Source organism: Pseudomonas sp. HMWF032 (assembly GCF_003060885.1).
Taxonomy (GTDB): Bacteria; Pseudomonadota; Gammaproteobacteria; order Pseudomonadales; family Pseudomonadaceae; genus Aquipseudomonas.
Map to the genome: position 1 here is coordinate 702699 of NZ_QAIG01000005.1, position 25711 is coordinate 728409.

Below are 25711 nucleotides of genomic sequence, written 5' to 3' on the forward strand. Positions count from 1 at the left end.
GCTGGGTGCCAATCGCTTACGAAGAGCCTGACATGACCGATTACAAAGCCACGCTTAATCTGCCTGACACCCAATTTCCGATGAAGGCCGGCCTACCGCAGCGCGAGCCGCAGATTCTGCAGCGCTGGAACGAGATTGGCCTGTATCAGAAGCTGCGCGCGCAAGGCGAAGGTCGGCCGAAGTTTGTTCTGCACGACGGTCCGCCCTATGCCAACGGCAGCATCCACATAGGTCATGCGGTCAACAAGATCCTCAAGGACATCATCACCCGCTCGAAAACCCTGGCCGGCTTTGACGCGCCCTATGTGCCGGGCTGGGATTGTCACGGTTTGCCGATTGAGCACAAGGTGGAAACCACCTTCGGCAAGAACCAGCCGTCTGACCTGACCCGCGAGCGCTGCCGCACCTATGCCGGAGAGCAGATTGAAGGGCAAAAGGCTGACTTTGTGCGCCTGGGTGTGTTGGGTGATTGGGATAATCCGTACAAAACCATGGATTTTGCCAACGAAGCCGGCGAGATCCGCGCGCTGGCTGAAATGGTCAAGCAAGGGTTTGTGTTCAAGGGCTTGAAGCCGGTCAACTGGTGCTTCGATTGCGGCTCGGCGCTGGCTGAGGCGGAAGTCGAATATCAGGACAAAAAGTCCGATGCCATCGACGTCGCCTTTGTGGTTGAAGATGCCGGAAAATTGGCCGCCGCATTCGGCTTGGCGAGCTTGCCCAAGCCAGCCTCCATCGTAATCTGGACCACTACGCCTTGGACCATCCCGGCTAACCAGGCGCTTAACGTCCATCCTGAATTTACCTACGCGCTGGTCGATGCCGGCGAGCGCCTGCTGCTGTTGGCCGAAGAGCTGGTGGAAGGCTGCCTGGCCCGTTATGGCCTGCAGGGCGACGTGATCGCCACCGCGCCAGGCGCGGCGCTGGAACTGATCCGCTTCCGTCATCCGTTCTATGAGCGCTTCGCACCGGTTTATCTGGCCGACTACGTCGAGCTGGGTGCCGGTACTGGTGTGGTGCACTCGGCCCCGGCCTACGGCGAGGACGACTTCCGTTCTTGCAAAGGCTACGGCATGAGCAACGATGACATCCTCAGCCCGGTACAGAGCAACGGCGTGTATGTCAGCGATCTGCCGTTCTTTGGCGGCCAGTTTATCTGGAAGGCCAACCCGGCCATCGTCGCCAAGCTGGAAGAAGTTGGCGCGCTGCTCAAGTACGAAGCCATCCAGCACAGCTACATGCATTGCTGGCGCCACAAGACCCCGCTGATCTACCGCGCCACCGCGCAGTGGTTCGTCGGCATGGACAAGCAGCCGAACGAAGGCGGCACCCTGCGTGAGCGCGCGCTGGCCGCCATCGAGCAAACGCAGTTCGTCCCAGCCTGGGGCCAGGCGCGCCTGCACAGCATGATTGCCGGGCGTCCGGACTGGTGCATCTCGCGTCAGCGCAACTGGGGTGTGCCAATCCCGTTCTTCCTGCACAAAGCCACGGGCGAGTTGCACCCGCGTAGTGTCGAGCTGATGGAAGAGGTGGCCAAACGTGTCGAGCACGAGGGCATCGAAGCCTGGTTCAAGCTGGACGCCGCCGAGCTGCTGGGCGATGAAGCCGCCGACTACGACAAGATCAGCGATACCCTCGACGTCTGGTTTGACTCCGGCACCACCCACTGGCACGTATTGCGCGGTTCGCACCCGCTCGGTCATGCCGAAGGCCCGCGCGCCGATCTGTACCTGGAAGGCTCCGATCAGCACCGTGGCTGGTTCCATTCCTCCCTGCTAACAGGCGCAGCAATCGACGGCCATGCGCCGTACAAAGAGCTGCTGACCCACGGCTTTGTGGTCGATGAGAACGGCCGCAAAATGTCCAAGTCGCTGGGCAACGTAGTCGCCCCGCAGGAAGTGAATGACAGCCTGGGCGCCGATATCCTGCGCCTGTGGGTGTCGTCCACCGACTATTCCGGCGAGATGGCCGTGTCCAAGGTCATCCTGCAGCGCAGCGCCGATTCCTACCGGCGCATCCGCAACACCGCGCGTTTCCTGCTCTCCAACCTCAGCGGTTTCGATCCGGCGCAGCACCTGCTGCCGGCTCAGGACATGCTGGCGCTGGACCGCTGGGCTGTAGATCGCGCCCTGCTGCTGCAGCGCGAAATTGTCGAAGCTTATGACAGCTACCGCTTCTGGAACGTCTACCAGAAGGTGCACAACTTCTGCGTGCAGGAGTTGGGTGGTTTCTATCTCGATATCATCAAGGACCGCCAGTACACCACTGCAGCCGACAGCGTGGCGCGACGTTCCTGCCAGACGGCGCTGTTCCATATCGCCGAAGCCCTGGTGCGCTGGATCGCCCCGGTACTTTCGTTCACCGCTGATGAGCTGTGGGAATACCTGCCGGGTGCGCGCAACGAGTCGGTGATGCTCAATGGTTGGTATCAGGGCCTGGGTGAATTGCCGAAAGGCTTCGAGCTGGATCGTGCCTTCTGGGAGCGCGTGATGGCGGTCAAGGTCGCGGTGAATAAGGAGATGGAGAACCTCCGTGCGGCCAAGGCCATTGGCGGCAACCTGCAGGCGGAAGTGACCCTGTATGCCGAAGACAGCCTGATTGCCGATCTGAACAAACTGGGTAACGAGCTGCGCTTTGTGCTGATCACCTCGACTGCCACCCTGGCCCCGCTGGCCAGTGCCCCGAGCGACGCAGTAGACACCGAAGTGAGCGGGCTCAAGCTGAAAGTGCTGAAATCCGCCCATGCCAAATGCGGACGTTGCTGGCACCACCGTGAAGATGTTGGCATCAACCCGGCCCACCCGGAGATCTGCGGTCGCTGCGTGGACAACATTGAAGGCGCGGGTGAGGTTCGTCATTATGCTTAATGGCAGTCGTTTCGGCCGTTTGTCCTGGCTGTGGCTGAGTCTGCTGGTGTTTGTGGTCGATCAGGCGAGCAAGTTCTGGTTCGACAACAACCTGAGCATGTACCAGCAGATCGTGATAATTCCCGATTACTTCAGCTGGACCCTGGCTTACAACACCGGCGCGGCATTCAGCTTTCTGGCCGATGCCGCCGGCTGGCAGCGCTGGTTCTTTGCCGCAATTGCCGTGGTGGTGAGCGGGGTGCTGGTGGTCTGGCTCAAACGCCTCAAGTCAGACGAAACCTGGCTGGCGGTGGCGTTGGCATTAGTTCTGGGTGGTGCACTGGGTAACCTTGTGGATCGCGTGGTATTTGGTCATGTGGTCGACTTCATCCTGTTGCATTGGCATCAGCAGTGGTACTTCCCAGCCTTCAACGTGGCCGATATGGCGATTACCGGTGGTGCCATCCTGCTGGCGCTGGATATGTTCAAAAGTGAAAAGTCCGGGGAGGCAGGCAAATGACTGACGTGCGTATCGGTCCGGGCAGGGAAGTGACCCTGCATTTCGCCCTCAAATTGGACAACGGCGATGTGGTGGACAGTACCTTCGATAAACAGCCCGCCACCTTCAAGGTCGGTGACGGCAACCTGCTGCCAGGCTTTGAGCAGGCCATTTATGGCTTGAAAGCGGGCGACAAGCGCAGCCTGTCGATCAGTCCGGAGCAGGGCTTCGGTCAGGGTAATCCGCAGAATATCCAGGTTATGCCGCGCAGCCAGTTTCAGGATATGGAGTTGTCGGAAGGTTTGCTGGTGATCTTCAATGATGCCGCCAACGCCGAGTTGCCGGGTGTAGTCAAAGCCTTTGATGATAACCAGGTGACCATCGACTTCAACCACCCGTTGGCCGGCAAAGTGCTGAGCTTCGAGGTGGAGATTATTGAGGTCAAAGCGCTCTGAACAGCGCAATATTTTCGTAGGGTGGGTTAGGCATACAGGCGCCGCTTTAGCCTGCACAGGTTGTTTGGCGCGCCGCAACCCACCATGATTCCTATGTCGGGCACAGTGCTGGGCTACACGGCATTCGTGGCTTAGACCGCATGTGCCGCAAACTCAACCGACGGCAACTTTCGTTTACGCGCGCCGAGATAACCAGCATGCATATCAAACTCGCCAATCCCCGTGGCTTCTGTGCCGGTGTTGACCGCGCCATTGAAATCGTCAATCGCGCGCTCGAAGTCTTCGGCCCGCCCATCTATGTGCGGCATGAAGTGGTGCACAACAAGTTTGTGGTCGAAGACCTGCGCTCTCGCGGTGCAGTTTTTGTCGAGGAGCTGGATCAGGTGCCGGATGACGTGATCGTCATTTTCAGTGCGCACGGCGTCTCTCAGGCCGTGCGCAGCGAAGCTGATCGACGCGGCCTGAAAGTCTTTGATGCCACCTGTCCACTGGTGACCAAGGTGCATATGGAAGTCGTCCGTTACAGCCGCGAGGGCCGCGAATGCATCCTGATTGGCCATGAAGGTCACCCGGAAGTTGAAGGTACCATGGGGCAGTACGACGCCAGCAACGGCGGCACGATCTACTTGGTCGAGGACGAAACCGATGTTGCCGAACTGCAGGTGCGCAATCCTGAAGCACTGGCCTTTGTCACCCAGACCACGCTGTCGATGGACGACACCAGTAAAGTGATCGACGCCCTGCGCGCTAAATTCCCCGCTATCGGTGGCCCGCGCAAAGACGACATCTGCTACGCCACCCAAAACCGTCAGGACGCAGTCAAACAACTCGCCGCCGAGTGCGATGTGCTGCTGGTTGTCGGTAGCCCTAACAGCTCCAACTCCAACCGCCTGCGCGAGCTGGCTGAACGCATGGGCACGCCCGCGTTCCTGATCGACGGTGCCGAAGATTTAAAGCGTGAGTGGTTTGATGGCGTGACCGGTATTGGCATCACAGCTGGCGCGTCTGCACCAGAAGTCCTGGTGCAGGGCGTTATTCAGCAACTGAGCGAGTGGGGCGCAACGGGCGCCCAAGAGTTGTTGGGGCGCCCGGAGAATGTGACGTTTTCGATGCCGAAGGAATTACGGGTGAGGCAGGTTTAAAGTGTAGCGGGTGGCAGTAGTTGGCTGCCACCACCGCTCACCTTTTATTTCCAGCACTCATTAACAGTCTTGGCACCTGCACCAACCGCAGTACGGTTTTTTGCGCCAATCGCATTTAAGATCAGGCCTCCGCAAGTTGGGTCGCTGAATGTAGGTTCATTGGGTGTCGCAGTGAGTGTGTAGCCACCGTCACCGGCCAATGTTGATACCGAAACGCGGTAGTAGTCGTTCTCAGATCTCACTCTTTGATTGACGCCGGCCCCAACGAGTTGAGCTGAATTACTCGTTAATCGGTTGATCTCCGCGTTCGTAATCACGTAACGGTTATTTTGCGCAAAAAATCTTTCCTGAAGCGCGGCAGCATTGGCTAATACGGCCTGACCCTCCGATCGCTTCGTCCTGCCTAAATATTCAGAATAATTAGGGATGGCAATGGCGGCTATGAGGCCCATTATAGCCACCACTATCATCAGCTCGAGCAGGGTAAAGCCCGAGCTATTCATCTTCAGAGCGGTCATTGGAAGTCCTCAGGAATGATTTGCCAGCTTTGGCGAGGTGCTCCGATAATGGGTGGTAGTGTCATTGGGGGTTCGCCGCCCTCACCAAATATACCGCCAGGAGACATTGTAAAGCCGCCAGGTGCACTATATTTACGCCCCGTTACGACTTGGTTCTTGTACTGATCTTTGCTATCAAAGCGCCGGTCATTATTCAGATCAAGTATGTTTTTCAGTGTGCGACCACCAGTATGGGCATTTATACCATAGAACCATGTGATGGCTCCTGCCTGGCAGGGGTCGTCATTTGGCGTCAAGCTACTGGCCAATAATGTCGAGCCACGGGCTGCCATACTGTTAACAATCATTTCTCCTGCTAAAGCTTGAGAGCCGTTTTTTTCAACAGCCAGATCTAAGCGCCAGCCCCACTTCTCGACAAAGCCATCGTTTGTAGGGTCAAACGTTTCGCCGCTATTAAGATCTCTGTACCACTTGACAGTGTTTTGACTGAGGAGGCGAATATCATTGCTGATTGGTGTCCCGTTGTTATCAAACTGCACGGAATTCTGCTGCAGTTCAAATTGCTGTTTCTGTAGATTGGCGCGAACTCTAGTATTTGCCTGCAGTGCTTGAGTCGTCTGTCTGCGTGTCTTGCGATCCCATATTCCATAAAGGCTCATCGCGCGACTTGTATCAACATTGGCATCGCCATTCTCAAAGTACTTACCTGTACCAACCAGTACAAGGTAGCCAAGGGTTGTTGGATGCCTTACGAGTGACGGTTGGATTGTTATTGGTTGTCTCAAGCCTTGAGCGTCGCGTGCAACAAAAAGAGGCTCGTTGTTATACGCCAATTTGAATTGAGCGGGGGTGAAGCTATTACTGTTGAAGATACTTTGATTTCGATTGAATGGATCCTCTGTGGCGGCAATCGCAGCTGTTGTAGTGGGCACCAGATCAAAACGCCAAATATTGCCCTGAATATCACCAGCGTAGGCATAGTCGGCAAGGCCGTCACCATTATTGTCAGCTGCGCGCACACTTGATAGTCCATTAGGGAGCGTAACATTCGCTTCGACAACAGGCGGTACAACAATTTTCTTGAGGAGAGCGCCGGTTTTTATATCAATTACCATAAGCGCAGCTTTATCGTTTTCGCTGTTATAACCATTGCCTTGCAGTACGGCCCATTGGCCAGTGTGCAGTCGTACAATTTCAGGCTGAGCAAAGGTATAACCCAAGTCTACGTCGTTGCTGGAGTCAAATTCCCACAGTAGCTTAATGTTGTCCGGGTCCGTTATGTCGAGTGCGAACATGGCTTTTCCGCCGGCGCGTAGCGTGCCGATCAGGACTGTGCGCCAGCCGAGCGTATTATCAAAATAGACATCTCGTACGATTGGGCTGCCATCAACAAAATAGCGATGTTCCCCACCTTTATAATTTTGGCCGCTTAGTTTGTTAAGATTTTGTATGACCGCTGAGGGGATAAAGGCGAAGATTTCTTTGCCCGTATCGCTTTCGAATCCGTGCAGCATGCCGTCATTGCCGCCTACATAGAGCATTTCCTTTCGTGCAGATCGTTTGTTGTTTTCACGGAAGTCGGTGTAGTTCTTATAGCCAGCACCGCGATCGGGCTTTTCTATGTCATCTGCAAGGTAGCTTAGATAAGCTGGTGTGCCAACGAGTGCGGGGCTGGAGTTAATGATGTCGCCTAAAATAGTACTGCGTTGGCGGAACTGGGGCGAGTTCTCGCCTTCATTGGTTCTGTCTCCACGAATATAGTTAAGGCGATCCGTGCCGCGGTTGTCACTGCTAACGCCGGTGCCCTCGGGGTTCACGTTCAGGAAGCCTTGCTGCGCCGCAGTTAAGTTACTCCATAAGAAATTCTTCAGGCCAGTCGTGCTGTTGCTCGGGTCCTTTATCAGGATTTTTCTTAGAGCTGGGTCAAGGTTGGCGTTTGCTGTGCGGGTGCTCCAACTTTGGCCCGGAATGGCCTCTCCGGTTTTAGTAATAGTGCGTTTAGTTACTTCACCACTCCAGTCTTCACTCGAGAACTGAGTGGCGAAGACGCGGCTTTGCAGTTGATTGATATTGTCCGATACGAACGATGCGGATACCGCTGGACGAGCGGCTGTTGCAGAGCGATCTGCGATGCGGTTTAGGATTTCTCTAAAGGCTTGAACCATGGCCTCAGGGCTGTCAACGCTGAAAAACTCGCCACGCGAGTTAATAGCGGCGTGCCATAGGTCATAAACGTTATTATTACCGCCTGTTGCGCTTGCTGGTGGCCAAGTAGCTGTGCCATTGAGTAGTGCCTGATACCCGCTGCCATCGTGAGTACCGCCAGCCCATGGAATAGTAGGGTTAGTCAGCGATTGGGTTAGCCCCAGACCCATGATGAAGTTGCTCATGTGCTGCCATGTGGCTGGGTTGTTGCGCGGGTCCCAATAGTCAGTTGTGGTATTACCGCTTTTATAGGGGGTGTAGGGCTTTAGACTGTCAGCCATTGTTGGCCGTAAATCAGTTGCCCAATAGTGCATGGCCAAGTCCGCTAACGTATTGTTCTGGCTGTCTTGGTAGGGCGCGCGGCCACTGTAACTTGTATTGTCAGGTAGCGTGAACGTTGAGTTATCGTCGCGGAAGTTTGCTGGCGTGCTGCTGGCAGCTGTACCCCAAATGCCGTCAGTCATCATGATGTGATAGCTTGGGCGGCATGCATAGGTATTAGCAGTGGTGTTGCCCGTGCCGCCAGGGTTCTTTTCCCAGGCCCGGGCATTCGTGCGATAAAATTCACCTGCACGAATCATTGCGTCAGGTAAGGGAGTCCCGCCATTAAAAGTCAGGCTCTGCAGCCATGAGTATAATTGACCTTTATGTGCTGCACTGTAGGGTTGAAACAAATTCCTACGGCATGCGCCAGCGGTATCTGTACTGGCGAACGTTGTGCATGTAGACAGCCCCTGCCAGCTCAGGCGGACTTCTGAAGATAAGTCATAGAAGGCCAAAGAGGCTGCGGAAATAGTTGCAAGCGCACGGTTGCGATAGAAAGAGTACCAGTTAGCGAAGTTTTGTTGTTCAGAGGCCGTAACAAATCTGAGGTTGTAGCAATCCTCGTCACCTGTCACGCAATTCACTTTTTTACTGGCGTCATAGGCGTAGTAGTAAGCGGGAACCCCGCTTTGATTTAAAGCGGCAGTGTAGGTGTTTGCTGCAGTGTTTGTGCAGTTTGCAGTTAAATTCGAAAAAATTCCAGGGTAACTGGCAGTGGCCGAACAGCTGGTGCTACTTATGCGTCTAATTGAAAACGTAATGCCGCCGGGTGAAGTAACCGTTGATGCTCCGTTTGAGTTTCTAACAATGCTTGCATTAAAGTCAGCGCTGGGGTTTTCAGCAAGTCTGATATTTGTATTGTTATAGCCATAGGTTGTGGGGGCGTTGGCGTTAGGGTCGTATGTCCAATGCACTCGGTAGTTGTTAGACAGGTTTACGGAGCCTCGCGCGGTGGAGAATCCATTGTGCCAAGCAGCGTTGAAAGTTGTAGACAGCTGAACTTCGCTACCTAAAGTGTTAAATACCTTAGGGGCTGTATAGGTTGCATTTGGGTTGTAGTGAATTGGATTAAATGAGTTGGATTTTGCGCGTCGTGTAGGGCCTGTTCCATTTAAATTGTCCGGTGCAAAAGCCCAGCGCATACTGCCGGAGTCATCAATTGAAAGCAGCATATTGGGCGAAACGCTTTCAGACAGCATAAGTGGCTTTTGGCTGATGTTAAGTGATGCAGCTGTTGCACTGTGTATGCCGAAAAAGTAGAAGCCAGATATCAGCATGCTGCCGATAATTTTGCTGAGTTGTTTTTTTGCGTTCATATTTTTCTCCCCGAAGCGTTTCGGTGGGGTCGTCGCAGTGAGTTTAATGCGGATCATTCTTCTTCAATCTTACCTTCGCTGTTGAAAGCGACGTTGGTGCGAATGGCTGTAGTCATGCCGTTTCTTTCGGCTGTGCCATTCACCTCATAACGAAAAGGACCGATGCCCGAATGCCTATTCCCGTACTCTGGATTTTCACTTTCGCCTAGGCCTTCGCCCGCTGGAGCCAGTAATACGTAATAAGCCGCTTCACCTTCCAGTTTTGTTCCAGCAGCCGAGTAAGCTCTTTTTTCGGTCAGGTCTAAGTTATAGCCTGGCTCACGACTGAGGACGCAGGCCTTTTCATCGCTCAAGCCATTACAGTTTGCTCGAAGTGTGGGAGGGGAGAAGAACTTTTCGCCTTCGCTGTCTACTAGCTGCAAGCTTCGCTCCCCATCGCGTACGGCGGATTCTGCAACGTTAAGAAGGCGTTTGCTTTCGATCGTGTTTCCCGTAATACGGCTCTCCAGGGATACTTCTCGCATATTAGAGATGGTTACCATGGTGATGATCAGCAGAAAAACCAAAGCAATAACCAGTGCTGCGCCGTGTTGCCTGTGGGGGAATTGAATGATTCTTTTGGCGCTCATGGCATTTGATTCCTCATGCTGGTACTGGTTGAAAATAAGCTATAAAGTTTCTTGTTTGTGGGTTCTGCATCAAACCAGTATTCATAAATAGTGCTGGCAGGCTCTTTTGTTACTTCTGTGGTGCTCGCTGCTAACACTGAAAATTGTATGGCTCTTATGTTTTCATCGGCATTAGGTGTTGTTGTGAATCTAGTTATATTTCTTTCGTCCTCAAGGTTGTTTACTCCAAAGTTGAACCTGAGGCCGTCGATGTTGGTGGTAAGTTCTGTGCCGTTACACGTAAGTCCACTGTTGTTGAGCGCAAACCTTGCGTAACCAAGGCCTGTGTCGGCTGAAAAACCGTAGGCTTTAGTTGGGATGTTGGCGATTAAGTTACCGTTACACTCGGTAGCTCCAGTGAAGGCCGGCTGATAGCGAATGCAAAATTCGGTGGCGCTAATAAATTTAGTTACCTGTCCGGCTTTCATGATTCCGCATCTGCCGCCAGCATTTTCAGCGGGGAATGCATACTCCATTGTGTGGTCGGCGCGGCGTCTATAACCCGCTTTAGCTAACTCTTGCTCAAGTATTAGTATTGTAAATCGAGAGTTTTCTATATTGCCCGCTTGGTTTTGCTGAAATATGGTATTGCTTCTGTTGTCGAGATAGACTTGTGTCACACCTAGAATAAGAAAACTACTGATTAGCATGGCTACGAGTAGCTCAATCATCGATATGCCTAGTTGTCTCGTGTTCATCAGAGTTCTCCTTGCAGGTGCAGCCGGCATATGGATGGGTCATTGCCGGCTTGTGGGCTTGCGTCCATGCAGTCATTGCCTGCGGCGCGCCATGCAACCTGTACCATGAATGCTGATCCATTGTTTGCACACGTTCTAGGCGCGTTTGAGCGGCAGATTCGAAACTCATCGCTCAAATTTTCTGCATCAGGTAATAACAGGCGTACCCGGCTTGCCCAGCATCCCAACTGTTTAGATACGTCAGTCGCCTGTACTTCAGGTTCACAGTCTTGAGATTCTGGCAGCTCGACAAAGGCGTAGTTATTTTGAGCAGCCTGAGGGCCTGCTACACGCAGCATTTCCATGGCCTCATTGGCGAGCATAAGTGCGTTGTTTCTTTGTGCGGCATCAGTTGTGTACTGAATGCCGCGACTTTGCATCACTACCAATCCCAGTAGGCCTACAGTAAGAAGGATCAGCGTGACCATGACTTCAATCAGGCTGAAGCCCTTGTGCTGCTTAAAAAACGTCATGGATTGCAGTCTCCCAAATCAGTGCCGTCTTCAGCTTTACCGCGGGGGTAAAGACGGCTGTGGCCGCTTGCAGTCAGTATCAAGCGGTAAGCGAATATCGGATTGTCTTCATGGCACACAACGAATGTTGTTGCAGGGTTTGCACTGCCATTAGAGTTAAATGTGATGTTGGCTGGGTTCGGCAGGGTAGATACTGATGCCCGCTCGGGATCGAATGTCTCTTGTATAAGCGTTTGGCCTCCGAGCCTTACCGCCCAGGCATTGCCGTTATTAACTACGGCTACAGAGGTGCGACGAACAACCGCCTCGGTTCTGGCAAACTGCAACAGGCTATTCAGCGTTTGAGCTTGGTTTTCTATCTGATGGTTGGTGATCAAGCGAGTCAGATTTGGTATTGCGATCCCTGCGACAATGGAGAGCAGAACCAAAATAATCATCAGCTCTATTAGCGTAAAGCCACGCATCTTCAGCTTTCGAGGCACGATGTGCTCCTTATGGAAACCATACCTGTCATAGTCGCTTGTGCGCCTGCTTTTGTCTTTTAAAGCAGGACGGCTGGCAGTGCGGGGGCGATGATCGGGCTACTGCGTACACCTTTGCTGCTGGTCAAGGTTTTCTTCAGTGGACGCCACTCTGATACGTCCCTGACGATTGATGACAAGCTGCCATGAAACGATGCTTGCCCGGCAGTGGATGAAGCGGCCATTGCTGAGTGGGCTGGTGCCGTTTGGATTGAAGCGAATGGTTTTACTGAATCCGGTCCAGTGCAACGTTAAAGGCTGCTTGGGCTGATGGCGTGCGAAAGGTGTCTGTGGATTGCCTATAAAGTGGCTTTGCCATCCGTTTTTCCAGTCGTGAGTACATGTGTTTCCAGTGTCGAATGGGCAGACCTCCACGACTCTTCGGTTGAGAACCGCTTGTATCCGGGCATTGTTTAGTGCCGCATGCAAATCATGACGGATTGTGTCTTCTTGCGTTTGCAGCGTTAAAGAGGTCAAAGATGGCAGGGCCATAAGCGACATTAAGCCCAGCAAGATTAGAACTATTAGCAATTCCATCAGGCTGAAAGCCTGCTGAGTATTGGAGTGCATGGTTATATCCTTTAACGGCATAGGTGCCTTCCTGGCACAGCTTTAGTATTTAGACGAGGTACGTGATCATTGCAAACGGCGAAGATTTTGGTTCTAGGGGGAGGGGTTGTTGGGCTGATGTCTGCTATGAGACTTGCTCTCTCTGCTCAGCACGTTTCAGTTTTTGATCGCCAAAGCATGGGCCGCGAATCCTCTTGGGCCGGTGGTGGAATTGTTTCGCCGCTTTACCCTTGGCGTTACAGCCAGGCGGTAACGGCGTTAGCGCATTGGTCGCAGGATTTTTATCCGAAGCTAGGTGAGCAGTTGTTGGTGCAAACGCAGGTAGACCCTGAAGTGCATGTCACGGGTTTGTATTGGCTGGACCTTGAGGATGAAGGGGACGCTCTGGCCTGGGCGGAGCGGGCGGGGCGTCCGTTGCAGTCGGTCGATATGTCGGCTGTTCAGTACGCCGTACCTGCGCTGGCTGAGGGGTTCGAGCGTGCGGTCCGCATGGCGGATGTGGCTAATGTGCGCAACCCGCGTTTGGTCCGGGCGTTGCGTGCGGCGCTTGAGCAGATGCCGAATGTCACCTTGCATGAGAATTGCGCAGTCAGTGGATTTATTCGTGAGGGGGAGCGCATTACTGGCGTTCGTACGGAGCAAGGTGAAATGCTCGCTGATCGGGTCGTGCTCACGGCGGGTGCCTGGAGTGGCGAGTTGATGAAAACCCTGGGCATTGAGTTACCAGTGGTGCCGGTCAAGGGGCAGATGATTCTGTACAAGTGTGCCGAAAATTTTCTGCCGGCTATTGTCTTGGCTAAAGGGCGTTATGCGATTCCGCGGCGTGACGGCCATATCCTGATTGGCAGCACGCTTGAACATGCAGGCTTCGATAAGACGCCCACCGACGAGGCGTTGGCCAGCCTGAAGGCGTCCGCAGTCGAGTTGTTACCGGCGCTGGCAGATGCCGAGGTGGTGGGGCATTGGGCTGGCTTGCGCCCAGGGTCGCCAGAAGGTATTCCGTTTATCGGGCCTGTGCCGGGGCATGAGGGGCTGTGGCTGAACTGCGGGCATTACCGCAATGGGCTGGTGTTGGCACCGGCATCCTGTCAGTTGTTGGCGGACTTGATGGCGGGCCGTGAGCCGATCGTTGATCCCGCGCCTTATGCGCCGGCCGGGCGGTTGGCGTTTTTGTGAGGGGCTCGCGGCTTAAGCCCCTCCCGCAATGGGTGCGCGGCTAGTCGATGCCGAGTTTCTTTAAGCGGTAGCGCATCGAGCGAAAGCTCAGGCCCAGGCGCTGTGCGGCGGCTGTGCGGTTCCAGCGGGTTTCTTCCAGGGCTTGCATGATCAGTTTGCGTTCGATGGCTTCTAGGTAGTCTTCCAGATTGTCGATCTGCGCGAGGTTGGCGCCGCCGTTTTCGCTGATCGGCACGCTGTCGGCTAGGCGCAGGTCGCTGGCGGTGATGCGATCGTCTTCACACAGGGTGTAGGCGCGTTCGAGCATGTTCTCCAGTTCGCGCACGTTACCGGGGAAGCGGTAGCTCTTGAGTTTCTCCAGTGCGTCGTCGTCGAGTTTGGCCGGACTAAGGCCGGTGCTGTCTGCCAGGCGCTTGAGCATGATGTCGGCCAGCAGGGCGATGTCTTCGCGACGTTCGCGCAAGGCAGGCACGCGCAGTTCGATCACGTTGAGGCGATAGTACAAATCCTGGCGGAAGCGCCCGGCCGCGACTTCACCGGCCAGGTCCTTGTGGGTGGCGCAGAGGATGCGCACATCGACGATCAGTTCCTGTTGGCCGCCGACTGCACGCACGGCTTTTTCCTGAATCGCGCGTAGCAGCTTGACCTGCATCGGTAGCGGCAGGTCGGCGACTTCATCGAGGAACAGCGTGCCCCCGTTGGCCGCCTGAAACAGGCCCTGTTTGTCCTCAATGGCGCCGGTGAAGCTGCCTTTCTTGTGGCCGAAGAACTCGCTTTCCATCAGCTCGGTGGGGATGGCGCCGCAGTTGACCGGGATGAAGGGTTGTTCGCCGCGTGAGCCTTGCTCATGGATCAGGCGAGCAACCAGTTCCTTGCCACTGCCGGATTCGCCGCTGATATACACCGGCGCCTGGCTGCGGGCGAGTTTGAGAATTTGCTTGCGCATGGCCTTCATCGGCGGTGAGTCGCCGAGCAGGCGGCTGTCCACTGGCAGTTCTTCACCATCGGCAGTGCGCAGGCGCAAGGCTGCAGCCACCAGTTCGCGCAGGCGACCGAGGTCTACGGGCTTGGTCAGAAAGTCGAATGCGCCAGCTTTCAACGCGTTGATCGCGGTGTCCAGGCTGCCGTAAGCGGTGATCATCGCCACGGGTACTTGCGGGTGGCGCTGAAGGATGTGCTGTACCAGCTCCAAGCCTGTGCCGTCCGGCAGGCGCATGTCGGTCAGGCACAGGTCGAAGGGTTCCTTGGCCAGCCATTCGCGGGCTTCCTTGACGTTGCGCGCGCTGCGGGTGTCGAGTTTCATGCGCCCCAGGGTGATTTCCAGCAATTCACGAATATCGGGTTCGTCATCGACGATCAGGGCTCTCTGGCGGGTCATGGTCAGCTCAGTTTGCGCGGGTGGGCGAAGGTGATACGCAGGCAGCTGCCGCCACCTTCGCGCAGTTTATAGTCGAGGCGTGCCTGGTTGCTTTCGCACAGTTCACGGGAAATATACAAGCCCAGCCCTGTGCCTTTGTTTTCCGTGGTGTAGAAGGGCTCAAACAGATGGTGCAGCTGCTCTTCGGATACGCCCGGGCCGTCGTCGAGCAATTCGAGCACCGGCAGTTCGCTGTCCGGGTCGCGGAAGAGTTTCAGCCAGACCTGCCCGAGTTTGTGCTTCTGTGCGCTGTAGCGCAGGCCGTTTTCCACCAGGTTGCTTAACACCTGGTTCAGTTGGTGCGGGTCCATGCGGGTCTGGATGCTGCCGCCGCTGGTTTCCAGGTGCAGAATCTGATTGGGCGCAGCACTGTTGCGGAACTCGCTGGCGAAGCGGTGCAGCCAGTATTTCAGGTCCAGCAGTTGTGGTTCTGCGTGGCGCCGTCGCGACAGTTGCAGAACGTTTTCGATCACCAGGTTCATGCGGCGCGAGTGGTCCTGAATGATCTGCGCCAGGCGCAGGTCCGGCCCCTCCAGTTCTTCCGACTCCTGCAGCAGCTGCGCTGCGTGGCTGATGGCGCCCAGTGGGTTGCGAATCTCGTGGGCGATACCGGCTGTCAGGCGACCCAGGGAGGCCAGCTTGAGCTGTTGTGCCTGTTGCGCAATCTGCGAGATGTCATCGAGAAAAATCAGGGTGTGTTTGTGCGGGCCGCGCTGCAGGGCAATAAAGCTCGGCTGCAGGACGCGACCGTCGGGTGCAGCCTGCAGGCTGGCCGGCCGCAGACTGGGGTTGTGCAGCCATTGCTGCATGCGTTTGATCAATTCGGGGCAGTGCGGATCGAGGATCTTGCCGGTCAGGTCAGCATGTCCCAGCAGGTGATTGGCCCCCTGATTGGCCAGTAGTACGCGGTGCAATTCATCGAGTACCAGAATGCCGGTGCGCATGCGCTGAAGGATAAGGGCGTTCAGCGCCTCCAGGTTGGCCACGTCGGCAGCGCGTTGCTCGGCGAGGCTTTCGCTGACGTGTAAGCGACGGGTCAGCCCCTGAACAAACAGGGCTGCGGCGAAGCACAGGGCGCCAAAAGCTCCGACCTGAACATATTGTGTGGCGGCAGCCGGACGGCTGAGGCTGAGGTAGAAGGTCAGATAAATCATGCCGATGGCGGCGATGGCGGCAATCAGCAGGCCGATACGACCGCGCAGCAGGATGTTGGCAATAGCCACCGCAACGATCAGCAGGTTGCCGATGCCGCTGGGCGTGCCGCCCCCGGCGTAGAAGAGCCCGGAGAGCAGAATGACGTCGACCAGTGCCAGGCTGAAAACTTGCGCCAGACGCTTCGGGCGGCGCACGGTGGCAGTGATGAGGATATTAAGGCCGAGATACAGCCAGCTGCCGTTATGAAAAAGCTGCGGATGGGCCATTTCCAGCAGTTCGGTATGCAGGTCACTGGAAACCAGCAAGACCAGTGTTGCGCCGATGATCAGTCGGTAGAGGTGATAAAGACGCAGTATGCGCCAGCTTTGCTCTCCGCTCAGGGCGAAGTCAGTGCCCATTGTTACGCGGGCCTTGTTCGAGGTGGGCTTGGCTGCAGAACCAGTGTTCGCCTGAGGCTAGCGCATGCTCGCGCGGAACGTGTACGTCGCAATGCTGGCAGCGCACCATCGGTGCGGCTTGCGACGGCGACGGCGACGGCGTGGGGCGCGTGCTTTTCGGTCGGTTGAAGCGGCGCCACAGCCAGACAGCGGCGGCAATGATGGCAATCCAGATCAGCAAGCGAAACAGGCCCATGGTGCTCTCTTTTTATCGGTTGGCGGCAGTTTAGCTAAGCCGTCTGCGTGCGCCCAGCCCTGTGAGGGCAAGCCTGGCATTGGGACGGCAGCCGCCGCTGTATGAGGTGTTTGTTCGCGCGAGAATGGCCTAACAAAAAGGGAGGCCGTTGGCCTCCCTTACTGAATGATGCCTGTGCTCAGTCGAACAGGCCAAAGGTCAGGTAGCTGAACCAGGAACGACTTGGTTCTTCCTCTTGGGTGCCGGCCTTGAGTTCATCGGGAATCTGTTCTTCAGCATCTTCATACTGGCGAATCACATCCTGGCTGGCGCGAGTTTCGCCCGGTGGCAGTGGTGTATCGGTTTCGATCAGGCCCAGCGTTGCCTTGGCCAGCCAGGAGCGGCTGTCGGCTTCTTCTTCGCGCGGGACAAACTGGCCGTCAACCAGGCTCGGATGGTCTGGGTAGTTCAGTTTGAGTGTTTCCAGGCTGGTGGCCGCCAGATCATCCAGGGTCAGGCGCTGGTAGGCTTCTGTCATGACCGCGAGGCCGTCGCCTACGGCTGGCGTCTCCTGGAAGTTTTCTACCACGTAACGGCCGCGGTTGGCGGCAGCCACGTAAGCATTGCGGGTCAGGTAATAGTGCGCCACGTGAATCTCATAGGCTGCCAGCAGGTTGCGCAGGTAAATCATGCGCTGCTTGGCATCTGGTGCGTAACGACTGGTGGGGTAGCGGCTGGTGAGCTGGGCGAATTCGTTGTAAGAGTCGCGTGCAGCGCCCGGGTCGCGCTTGGTCATGTCCAGCGGCACGAAGCGGGCAATCAGGCCGCGATCTTGGTCAAACGATGCGAGCCCCTTGAGGTAATAGGCGTAGTCAACGTTGGCGTGCTGTGGGTGTAGGCGGATAAATCGGTCGGCTGCGGATTTGGCAGCTTCTGGCTCGACGTTCTTGTAGTAGGCGTAGATCAGCTCCAACTGCGCTTGTTCGGCATAGCGACCAAACGGGTAGCGTGATTCCAGCGCCTTGAGCTTGGCGACTGCGCTGGTGTAGCTACTATTATCCAGGTCGGCTTGTGCCTGCTGGTAGAGTTCGGTCTCGCTCAGGTTTTCATCAACCACCTCTTTGGATGAGCAGGCGGCGGTGAGGGCGAGGATTGCGATCAGCAGCAGGTGTTTCACTTGCATGGCGGCTTGCGTCCCTGTGACGGCGGCTGTCTTGAGCAAAGCCGTCCTGTTATGATGAGCGCCCCCGGTATCCCTGGGGCAAAGACGCCGTATTTAACCACAAGCGTGTAGCCGAAACCAAAGGCTAGACCTCTCTGAACTCCCCTCTGTTGCCGAGCATGTCCTCTATTAATAAGCAGATCATTGAACTGAACGCCGAGGTGCCCTACGAAATGGGCGGTCAACGCCTCGACCAAGTCGCCGCACTCCTGTTTGCCGAGCACTCGCGTTCGCGTCTGTCTGCCTGGATTAAAGAGGGGCTGCTGACGGTTGACGGAGCTGTATTGCGTCCGCGCGATATTGTCCATGGCGGCGCGCAACTGCTACTCAAGGCTGAGCAGGAGGCTCAGGGTGAGTGGGTTGCCCAGGATATCGCGCTGAATATCGTCTACGAAGACGAGCAGATTCTGGTGATCGACAAGCCCGCAGGCTTGGTCGTGCACCCGGCTGCTGGCCATGCGGATGGCACCTTGCTGAATGCCTTGCTGCATCATGTGCCTGACATTATCAACGTGCCGCGCGCAGGTATCGTGCATCGGTTGGACAAGGACACTACCGGTCTGATGGTGGTGGCCAAGACCATCGAAGCGCAAACCCGCCTCGTCGATCAGTTGCAGAAGCGTAGCGTCAGCCGTATCTACGAGTGCATTGTGATTGGCGTGATTACCTCGGGCGGTAAGATCAATGCCCCGATTGGGCGTAGTTCTTCACAGCGTCAGCGCATGGCTGTCAGCGATGGCGGTAAGCCTGCGGTCAGTCACTACCGGGTGCTGGAGCGTTTTCGTTCGCACACGCACACGCGGGTCAAGCTGGAAACGGGGCGCACTCACCAGATTCGTGTGCACATGAGTCATATCGGCTATCCCCTGGTGGGCGACCCGGTGTATGGCGGCCGTTTTCGGATTCCGCCGGCAGCCAACCCGAGCATGGTGCAGACCCTCAAGGAATTTCCACGTCAGGCCTTGCATGCACGCTTTCTGGAGTTAGATCATCCGCTCACGGGGCAGCGCATGAAATGGCAGTCGCCATTGCCGGATGATTTTGTCTGGTTGCTGACGCTGCTGCGTCAGGATCGCGAGGCCTTTATCGGCTAACAAGGGTTGGGTAACAGGAGTTAGGTGACGGGATGCACGACTGGCTGACACCACAATGGCCTGCTCCGGCAAGGGTAAAAACCTGTGTAACCACGCGTTCAGGTGGCGTTAGTCTGGCGCCCTATGACAGTTGCAATCTGGGCGAGCATGTCGGCGATCAGCCGGCAGCTGTGCTCAAGAATCGCCAGCGTCTGGTCAGCCTGCTTGGCTGCAAGCCCTCTTGGTTGCAGCAGGTTCATGGTGTTGCAGTGGTTGAAGCCAATCCTCAGGTGGTACCTGAGGCTGATGCCAGTTGGGCCAGCAAACCTGGCATTGCCTGCGCGGTGATGACTGCCGACTGCCTGCCTGTGCTGTTCTGTAATCGTGCTGGTACGCGTGTCGCCGCCGCCCATGCCGGCTGGCGAGGTTTGGCCAATGGCGTGCTGGAAGCCACACTCGACAGTTTGGCGGTGCCGGCTGACCAGGTGTTGGTCTGGCTTGGGCCGGCAATTGGTCCGCAAGCCTTTGAGGTGGGCGGGGAGGTGCGTGACGCGTTTCTTGCTCAGCATGCACGTGCCGCCGAGGCCTTCATGCCCAGCGTCAATCCGGGAAAATTTCTCGCAGACATCTATCAGCTGGCACGTATACGCTTGTCCGCACGTGGTGTGGAGGCGGTGTATGGCGGTGATTTCTGCACGGTCAATGACCCGCGATTCTTCTCCTACCGCCGTGCTGCGCAGACCGGGCGTTTCGCCAGCCTGATCTGGTTGGTCAACTGAGTCAGCTCCGTTACAAGACGGCAGCTGACCCAGGTCAACATTACGCTGCTTGAAACCCGCACAATCGACCTCATCTACTCTTCATCCGCAGGTTTTCTGTTTGGGTGCGTTTCAGTGCGCCGGCCTGCCATCACCACGAGGGTTGATTGTTTATGCGTATTGATCGTTTAACCAGCAAGTTGCAGCTCGCGCTCTCCGACGCGCAGTCCCTGGCCGTTGGCCTGGATCATTCGGCCATTGAGCCGCTACACCTGATGCAGGCCCTGCTGGAACAGCAGGGCGGCTCGATCAAACCGCTGCTGATGCAGGTTGGTTTTGATGTCAACAATCTGCGCCAGGCGTTGAGCAAGGAGCTCGATCAGCTCGGCAAAATCCAGAATCCATCCGGCGACGTCAATCTGTCGCAGGATTTGGCGCGCCTGCTTAACCAGGCCGACCGCCTGTCGCAACAGAAGGGCGACCAATTTATTTCCAGCGAGCTGGTGTTGCTGGCGGCCATGGACGAAAACACCAAGCTGGGCAGGCTGCTGCTCGGCCAGGGTGTCAGCCGTAAGGCTTTGGAAAATGCCATCGCCAACCTGCGTGGCGGCGATGCGGTCAATGACCCGAACGTCGAGGAAAATCGCCAGGCGCTGGATAAGTACACCGTCGACCTGACCAAGCGCGCTGAAGAGGGCAAGCTCGATCCGGTGATTGGCCGCGACGACGAAATCCGCCGCACCATTCAGGTGTTGCAGCGCCGAACCAAGAACAACCCCGTGCTGATTGGCGAGCCGGGCGTGGGCAAGACGGCGATTGCCGAAGGCCTGGCCCAGCGTATCGTCAACGGCGAAGTGCCGGATGGCCTGAAAGACAAGCGCCTGTTGTCGCTGGACATGGGGGCGCTGATCGCGGGGGCCAAGTTCCGTGGTGAGTTTGAGGAACGGCTGAAGGCGGTGCTCAATGAGCTGAGCAAGCAGGAAGGGCGGATCATCCTGTTTATCGACGAGCTGCACACCATGGTCGGCGCCGGCAAAGGCGAAGGTTCGATGGACGCCGGCAATATGCTCAAGCCGTCGTTGGCGCGTGGTGAGTTGCACTGCGTCGGGGCCACTACGCTCAACGAGTATCGTCAGTACATCGAGAAAGACGCGGCCTTGGAGCGACGCTTCCAGAAAGTGCTGGTCGATGAACCGAGCGAAGAGGACACCATCGCCATTCTGCGTGGCCTGAAAGAACGCTACGAGGTGCATCACAAGGTGGCGATTACCGATGGTGCAATCATTGCAGCGGCCAAGCTGTCGCACCGCTATATCACCGATCGTCAGCTGCCAGACAAGGCCATCGACCTGATTGATGAAGCGGCTAGCCGCATTCGCATGGAGATCGACTCCAAGCCGGAGGTGCTTGATCGCCTTGAGCGTCGTTTGATTCAGCTCAAGGTGGAAGCTCAGGCGCTGAAGAAGGAAGACGATGAGGCTGCAATCAAGCGGCTGGCCAAGCTCAACGAAGACATTGCCCGTCTGGAGCGTGAGTACGCCGATCTGGAGGATATCTGGAAGTCGGAAAAGGCTGAGGTGCAGGGTTCGGCGCAGATCCAGCAAAAAATCGAGCAGGCACGCCAGGAGTTGGAGTCGGCGCGGCGTAAGGGTGATCTCAGTCGTATGGCGGAATTGCAGTACGGCATTATCCCGGACCTGGAGCGCAGCCTGCAGATGGTCGATCAGCATGGCAAAAGCGAGAACCAGCTGCTGCGTAGCAAAGTCACCGAGGAAGAAATCGCCGAGGTGGTGTCGAAGTGGACCGGTATTCCGGTGAGCAAGATGCTCGAAGGCGAGCGCGACAAACTGTTGAAGATGGAAGGTTTGCTGCATCAGCGGGTGATTGGCCAAGACGAGGCCGTGGTGGCTGTGGCCAACGCCGTGCGGCGTTCCCGTGCCGGGTTGTCGGATCCGAATCGGCCGAGTGGTTCGTTCCTCTTTCTTGGCCCTACCGGGGTCGGCAAGACCGAGCTGTGCAAAGCGCTGGCCGAGTTCCTCTTCGACACTGAAGAGGCGCTGGTGCGCATCGACATGTCCGAATTCATGGAGAAACACTCCGTGGCCCGGCTGATCGGTGCACCACCGGGCTATGTCGGCTATGAAGAGGGCGGTTATCTGACCGAGGCGGTGCGTCGCAAGCCTTATTCGGTGATCCTGCTGGATGAGGTGGAGAAGGCTCATCCGGATGTATTCAACGTGCTGCTGCAGGTGCTCGAAGACGGTCGGCTGACCGATAGCCATGGCCGCACAGTAGACTTCAAAAACACCGTCGTAGTGATGACCTCCAACCTGGGGTCCGCGCAGATTCAGGAGCTGGTTGGCGATCGCGAGGCCCAGCGTGCTGCCGTGATGGATGCGGTAGGTACGCATTTCCGTCCGGAGTTCATTAACCGGATTGATGAAGTGGTGATCTTCGAGCCACTGGCCCGTGATCAGATTGCCGGTATTGCGCAGATTCAGTTGGGGCGCTTGCGTCAGCGTTTGGCTGAGCGTGAGTTGAGCCTGGAGCTGTCTGACGCAGCGCTGGATAAACTGATCGCTGTTGGCTATGACCCGGTCTACGGCGCGCGGCCTCTCAAGCGAGCAGTGCAGCGTTGGATCGAAAACCCGCTGGCGCAGTTGATTCTGTCGGGCGCATTTGTCCCGGGTAGTCGGATTATCGGGCGTGTTGAAGCTGACGAGATTGTGTTCAGCTAAATCATAGTCAGATCGTCATCGGCAAACACCCCGGATCAGTAAGCTGGCCGGGGTGTTTTTTATTGGCTGTTTCACACGTGCCTGAGCAGAATTTCCAGCGCGGCGGCTTGATCATCGGCCAGGTCGATGATGTGAAAGCCTGCCCAGCAGTGCTGGCCATCTGCGCCGGGGCGACTCCATAGGCAGTCAGCGCCGAGGGTGATTTCGCAAACGCCCTCAATAACCTGTTCGCTGACTAGGCGGCATTCCACCAGTTCGTCTGCCGTCAGCGGGGTATCGCTGAACAGCATAAAGCCATCGGCAGACAGGTCTACGACACGCCCCAGGCGCTGGCCCGAGTGCAAATCGAAAACCTCCAGCTGCACTTCGGCGCTATGCCGGCTGTGCAGGCGACGTTCGTCATCCATACGACTTCCTTATTCTTGAGGCTCGGTCGCGCGCCCGGTAAAACGCTGCAGCACGCGATAAATAGCGGTAAGGGCTCGGTCAACCAGGGGCGCGCCTCGTTCTGGCGTGACAATGCGCGCCAATCCCTGTTCCATTTCGCTGGCCAGTTGGGTGAGCGGTTTGATGGCTACGCGTTGGCCGCTTTGATCGACAAACATGTAGTTGCGGGTTGTCGGGCTGAACCAGGACAGCTTGAGGGTCCGCACCTGTGGGCCGTTGGCGAACTCGAACCAGGTGCCGAATTCAATGTGGCCCAGCTCCTTGGCCAGTAGCTGCGCGCGTGGTGACAGCGTCGACTCTCGTGGTGCCAGGGTCGCCAGTGCAGCATCTTCGCCGAGCATCGCGCCCAGTGGGCTTTCGGGAAGGTTGGGGGTGAGTTTTGCTGCGACCAGCGGCTGCTTGGCCTGAACAGCATGCTGACAGGCCACCAGGTCCTGCAGGAGGCGACGAATACCGTCTTCGTGATAGCCGCCCAGGAGCTCAAGGCCTTTGCGCAGGTCTTCAAGAAGGGGCACACGTAGTTTTTGCAGGCGATCACGACCTGCTTCATCGAGCAGTGTGCCGCTCCAGGCCAGCTGTTCGGCGGCTTCGCAGGCGCGCTGCCATTCAGGGCTGCGTTCGCCATTGCGCAGCAGGACAAACACCAGTACGTCGGCCCACGTCAGTTCCAGAAAGTTGCGGATGATGGTGGGGGGCTGGCGATCAGTCAGGCATTTGGCGATGACTTCAACGGCATGCTGACGTGCGCCAAGCAATTTGTCGCGGCCCTTGGCGGCTTCTACTGCACGGCGCTCACGTAACTCAACCTTGTGCCGTAGGGTGGCAACAAATTCATTGAATTCGTCCAGCAGGTTTTCAAAGAGTTGCAGGTCGCCAAAAAAGTCATGAATTGCACGCTCCACGACCCATTGCATTTTTGCCTGCAACCCACGCTCGTCGCCTTCACCGCCATACAGTACGCCGGCTTGCGCCATGGCATTGAGCAGGCGGCGTGCCGGGTGATGATGCTGGGTGAACAGTGCTTTGTCTTGTAGCGCCACCTTCAAGTAAGGCGTGTGCAAGTGCGATAAGGTGGTTTTGCAGGTGTCCGGCAGGTTGTCGTCATCGAGGATAAAGTCGAACAGCATGCCGACCAGGTCGATGACATCCGCTTCTTGATCGGACAGTTTCTGTTGGCCAGGTTGCTCGCTATGGGCTTCCAGTTGTTGCTGCAGGTCGGCTTTGAGTCCGGCGACCTGTTGTGGTCGTTGCAGGCGCTGCGAAAGATCGCTGGCCGACTGCTGCTGCATGCGGTTGAGCGCATCCAGCAGGGCTGATGCGCTGTAGGTGCTGGTGGCTTCTCGTGGAGAGAAGCTCGCAATGCTGCGTGTGCCGCCGAGCAGCGGCGCATCCAGATCGCGCTGGCGATGCTCACCGAGAAGTGCAGCCAAGCTACCGAGCAGTTCCATGGGGTCGCTAGGCGGCGGCCCGTTGAGGTCGCCAGGGCTGCCTGGGTTGCCATGCCCGCCTGTCGAGTGCGGCGCAGTGGCTGAGTTGATATGGGGGCTGCTGGTGGCTGTGCCTTCGCTGAGCGGTTCAGTTGCTGCGGCGCTGGCTACAGCCTTTGGCCGCGATGGGGTGCTGCGTTGTGCGGTGTACTTGAGGTTGGGCAGTACGCCTGCATCTATTAGCCGTTGATTAAGCGCGACATAGATGTTGTCCAACCCTTGCATGACGTGGGTGTCAAACAGGGTGTAAAGGATGACTTTTATACGCAATGGAAAAGGGCAGGGCGCCAGGGCATCGCGAAAGGCTTGGGCAATCATCTGTGGGCCGAAGGGATTGATGTCTTCAACCAGTTTTTGGCCATTGTTGAGTAAGGCCAGGCGTTGTTCTAGGGCAAATAAGGTTTGCGCGCAGCGTGCCTTGACCCGGCTGACCATATTGGTGACTTGCAGGCTTTCTTCGTAGTCCTCGTTTTGCACCAATGCCATTTGCTCCGCATCCAGCTCGCTGGTGCTGGGCGGCGGCCTGAGCTTGCCTTCAAGGAAGTCAGAAAAATTCTGCGCGATCTGCTGGTGGTAACTGCGTTCTATCAGTGGGCGCTGTCGACGGATTTCGCGCATGTTGTCGAAAAACAGGGTTTGCACCTGATTGTTCTCGGCCTTCTCCGCGCATTCGAACAACGTGTCATCGACCTGGGCGAAGACACCGGTCAGGTGTTCAGCCAGGCGATTCATCACCACTTTCCGGCAGCTTTGCACCAGCTCACCAAAACGTGGCTGGATGCCTCGGCTGGCTAGGATCTGCACTGATGAGGGTGGGGTTGGTGGTGTGCCCTGGTTACTCATGGACTTTCCTGGCTGAAGCCTTACGGCTGGTGCGTCCTGCAATAGACAGACGTAATGAAGATATAGCAGCCACTCACTTAGCTGCAAATCATTGTACTAAAAGCAATTTAAGGGGTTGACAGGCGCGCGCGGAACCGTAAAATGGCGCGCCTCAGATACGGGAAACGAAGTAACAACCGGATCCGGTTTCTGAGAACGGAAGCAAGTAGTTCCGCGATAGCTCAGTCGGTAGAGCAAATGACTGTTAATCATTGGGTCCCTGGTTCGAGTCCAGGTCGCGGAGCCAATCTTTCATCGGGGTATAGCGCAGTCCGGTAGCGCGCCTGCTTTGGGAGCAGGATGTCGGGAGTTCGAATCCCCCTACCCCGACCATTTTAGGGTCGTTAGCTCAGTTGGTAGAGCAGTTGGCTTTTAACCAATTGGTCGTAGGTTCGAATCCTACACGACCCACCATTTCAAGCGAGCTTGAAAGTAAAAACCCGCCTAGAGCGGGTTTTTTATTGCCTGCGATT

Annotated in this window: 21 protein-coding genes and 3 tRNA genes; 11 read left to right on the forward strand and 13 right to left on the reverse strand. The window is 56.5% G+C overall.

Annotation, left to right across the window (positions count from 1 at the left end):
- Nucleotides 1–32: 32 nt before the first annotated feature.
- The 4 genes from ileS to ispH all read left to right on the forward strand — a co-directional run bounded on the left by ileS (nucleotide 33) and on the right by ispH (nucleotide 4939).
- Nucleotides 33–2864: an isoleucine--tRNA ligase gene (gene ileS / locus DBR00_RS05985; protein ID WP_108486908.1), complete on the forward strand. Its 2832-nt coding sequence runs from the start codon at nucleotides 33–35 to the stop codon at nucleotides 2862–2864.
- Nucleotides 2857–3363: a signal peptidase II gene (gene lspA, locus DBR00_RS05990; RefSeq protein ID WP_108486909.1), complete on the forward strand. Its 507-nt coding sequence runs from the start codon at nucleotides 2857–2859 to the stop codon at nucleotides 3361–3363. Before ileS ends, lspA begins: the two co-directional genes overlap by 8 nt.
- Nucleotides 3360–3797: a peptidylprolyl isomerase gene (locus DBR00_RS05995; RefSeq protein WP_108486910.1), complete on the forward strand. Its 438-nt coding sequence runs from the start codon at nucleotides 3360–3362 to the stop codon at nucleotides 3795–3797. The genes lspA and DBR00_RS05995 overlap by 4 nt, the downstream gene beginning before the upstream one ends.
- Before the next feature lie 197 nt (nucleotides 3798–3994).
- Nucleotides 3995–4939: a 4-hydroxy-3-methylbut-2-enyl diphosphate reductase gene (gene ispH, locus DBR00_RS06000; RefSeq protein ID WP_108486911.1), complete on the forward strand. Its 945-nt coding sequence runs from the start codon at nucleotides 3995–3997 to the stop codon at nucleotides 4937–4939.
- Between the two features lie 44 nt (nucleotides 4940–4983).
- On the opposite strand, the gene DBR00_RS06005 is transcribed toward ispH, so the two are convergent.
- The 7 genes from DBR00_RS06005 to DBR00_RS06035 all read right to left on the reverse strand — a co-directional run bounded on the left by DBR00_RS06005 (nucleotide 4984) and on the right by DBR00_RS06035 (nucleotide 12271).
- Nucleotides 4984–5457 (reverse strand): type IV pilin protein, encoded by a 474-nt coding sequence (locus DBR00_RS06005; RefSeq protein ID WP_108486912.1) that lies wholly within the window; start codon nucleotides 5455–5457, stop codon nucleotides 4984–4986.
- Complete coding sequence (locus tag DBR00_RS06010; protein WP_256582936.1) at nucleotides 5454–9359, reverse strand: pilus assembly protein; 3906 nt, start codon at nucleotides 9357–9359, stop codon at nucleotides 5454–5456. Before DBR00_RS06010 ends, DBR00_RS06005 begins: the two co-directional genes overlap by 4 nt.
- Nucleotides 9356–9931, reverse strand: a complete 576-nt coding sequence (locus DBR00_RS06015; protein WP_108486913.1) for a PilX N-terminal domain-containing pilus assembly protein — start codon at nucleotides 9929–9931, stop codon at nucleotides 9356–9358. The genes DBR00_RS06010 and DBR00_RS06015 overlap by 4 nt, the downstream gene beginning before the upstream one ends.
- Nucleotides 9928–10668, reverse strand: coding sequence for a PilW family protein (locus DBR00_RS06020; RefSeq protein ID WP_108486914.1), 741 nt, complete (start codon nucleotides 10666–10668; stop codon nucleotides 9928–9930). The genes DBR00_RS06015 and DBR00_RS06020 overlap by 4 nt, the downstream gene beginning before the upstream one ends.
- The gene (gene pilV, locus DBR00_RS06025) at nucleotides 10668–11180 is read right to left on the reverse strand and encodes a type IV pilus modification protein PilV (RefSeq protein WP_108486915.1); all 513 of its coding nucleotides are present in this window, start codon (nucleotides 11178–11180) and stop codon (nucleotides 10668–10670) included. Before pilV ends, DBR00_RS06020 begins: the two co-directional genes overlap by 1 nt.
- Nucleotides 11177–11662 carry a GspH/FimT family pseudopilin gene (locus DBR00_RS06030; RefSeq protein ID WP_256582937.1) on the reverse strand — a complete coding sequence of 162 codons (486 nt, stop codon included), beginning with the start codon at nucleotides 11660–11662 and terminating at the stop codon, nucleotides 11177–11179. The genes pilV and DBR00_RS06030 overlap by 4 nt, the downstream gene beginning before the upstream one ends.
- A gap of 99 nt (nucleotides 11663–11761) precedes the next feature.
- Entirely contained in the window at nucleotides 11762–12271 is a 510-nt protein-coding gene (locus DBR00_RS06035; protein ID WP_158271548.1) for a GspH/FimT family pseudopilin, read from the reverse strand.
- Between the two features lie 69 nt (nucleotides 12272–12340).
- On the opposite strand from DBR00_RS06035, the gene thiO reads away from it, so the two are divergent.
- Nucleotides 12341–13447, forward strand: coding sequence for a glycine oxidase ThiO (gene thiO / locus DBR00_RS06040; protein WP_256582938.1), 1107 nt, complete (start codon nucleotides 12341–12343; stop codon nucleotides 13445–13447).
- A gap of 40 nt (nucleotides 13448–13487) precedes the next feature.
- Here the strand turns inward: thiO and DBR00_RS06045 are convergent, their stop codons facing one another.
- The 4 genes from DBR00_RS06045 to DBR00_RS06060 form a co-directional block, all read right to left on the reverse strand.
- On the reverse strand, nucleotides 13488–14825 hold the full coding sequence (locus DBR00_RS06045; protein ID WP_108486918.1) for a sigma-54 dependent transcriptional regulator: 1338 nt from the start codon (nucleotides 14823–14825) through the stop codon (nucleotides 13488–13490).
- 2 nt (nucleotides 14826–14827) lie between these two features.
- Nucleotides 14828–16417, reverse strand: coding sequence for a PAS domain-containing sensor histidine kinase (locus DBR00_RS06050; RefSeq protein ID WP_108486919.1), 1590 nt, complete (start codon nucleotides 16415–16417; stop codon nucleotides 14828–14830).
- Nucleotides 16407–16652 (reverse strand): PP0621 family protein, encoded by a 246-nt coding sequence (locus DBR00_RS06055; protein ID WP_108486920.1) that lies wholly within the window; start codon nucleotides 16650–16652, stop codon nucleotides 16407–16409. Before DBR00_RS06055 ends, DBR00_RS06050 begins: the two co-directional genes overlap by 11 nt.
- Before the next feature lie 178 nt (nucleotides 16653–16830).
- The gene (locus DBR00_RS06060; RefSeq protein ID WP_108486921.1) at nucleotides 16831–17814 is read right to left on the reverse strand and encodes an outer membrane protein assembly factor BamD; all 984 of its coding nucleotides are present in this window, start codon (nucleotides 17812–17814) and stop codon (nucleotides 16831–16833) included.
- A gap of 158 nt (nucleotides 17815–17972) precedes the next feature.
- Here DBR00_RS06060 and rluD point away from each other — a divergent pair, with 158 nt between their 5' ends.
- From rluD to clpB, 3 genes are all read left to right on the forward strand, one after another.
- On the forward strand, nucleotides 17973–18947 hold the full coding sequence (gene rluD / locus DBR00_RS06065; RefSeq protein WP_108486922.1) for a 23S rRNA pseudouridine(1911/1915/1917) synthase RluD: 975 nt from the start codon (nucleotides 17973–17975) through the stop codon (nucleotides 18945–18947).
- A gap of 32 nt (nucleotides 18948–18979) precedes the next feature.
- A complete protein-coding gene (gene pgeF, locus DBR00_RS06070) occupies nucleotides 18980–19705 on the forward strand; it encodes a peptidoglycan editing factor PgeF (protein WP_108486923.1) in 726 nt (241 codons plus the stop codon).
- Nucleotides 19706–19857: 152 nt separating this feature from the next.
- The gene (gene clpB, locus DBR00_RS06075; protein WP_108486924.1) at nucleotides 19858–22422 is read left to right on the forward strand and encodes an ATP-dependent chaperone ClpB; all 2565 of its coding nucleotides are present in this window, start codon (nucleotides 19858–19860) and stop codon (nucleotides 22420–22422) included.
- A 71-nt stretch (nucleotides 22423–22493) separates the two neighbouring features.
- On the opposite strand, the gene DBR00_RS06080 is transcribed toward clpB, so the two are convergent.
- Entirely contained in the window at nucleotides 22494–22829 is a 336-nt protein-coding gene (locus tag DBR00_RS06080) for a PilZ domain-containing protein (protein WP_108486925.1), read from the reverse strand.
- Nucleotides 22830–22838: 9 nt separating this feature from the next.
- Nucleotides 22839–25199 (reverse strand): DUF1631 domain-containing protein, encoded by a 2361-nt coding sequence (locus DBR00_RS06085; protein ID WP_108486926.1) that lies wholly within the window; start codon nucleotides 25197–25199, stop codon nucleotides 22839–22841.
- 210 nt (nucleotides 25200–25409) lie between these two features.
- On the opposite strand from DBR00_RS06085, the gene DBR00_RS06090 reads away from it, so the two are divergent.
- From DBR00_RS06090 to DBR00_RS06100, 3 genes are all read left to right on the forward strand, one after another.
- Nucleotides 25410–25485 (forward strand) — tRNA-Asn (locus DBR00_RS06090).
- Between the two features lie 9 nt (nucleotides 25486–25494).
- Nucleotides 25495–25571, forward strand: a tRNA-Pro gene (locus DBR00_RS06095).
- A 5-nt stretch (nucleotides 25572–25576) separates the two neighbouring features.
- Nucleotides 25577–25652: transfer RNA gene (locus DBR00_RS06100), tRNA-Lys, on the forward strand.
- Nucleotides 25653–25711 lie beyond the last annotated feature (59 nt).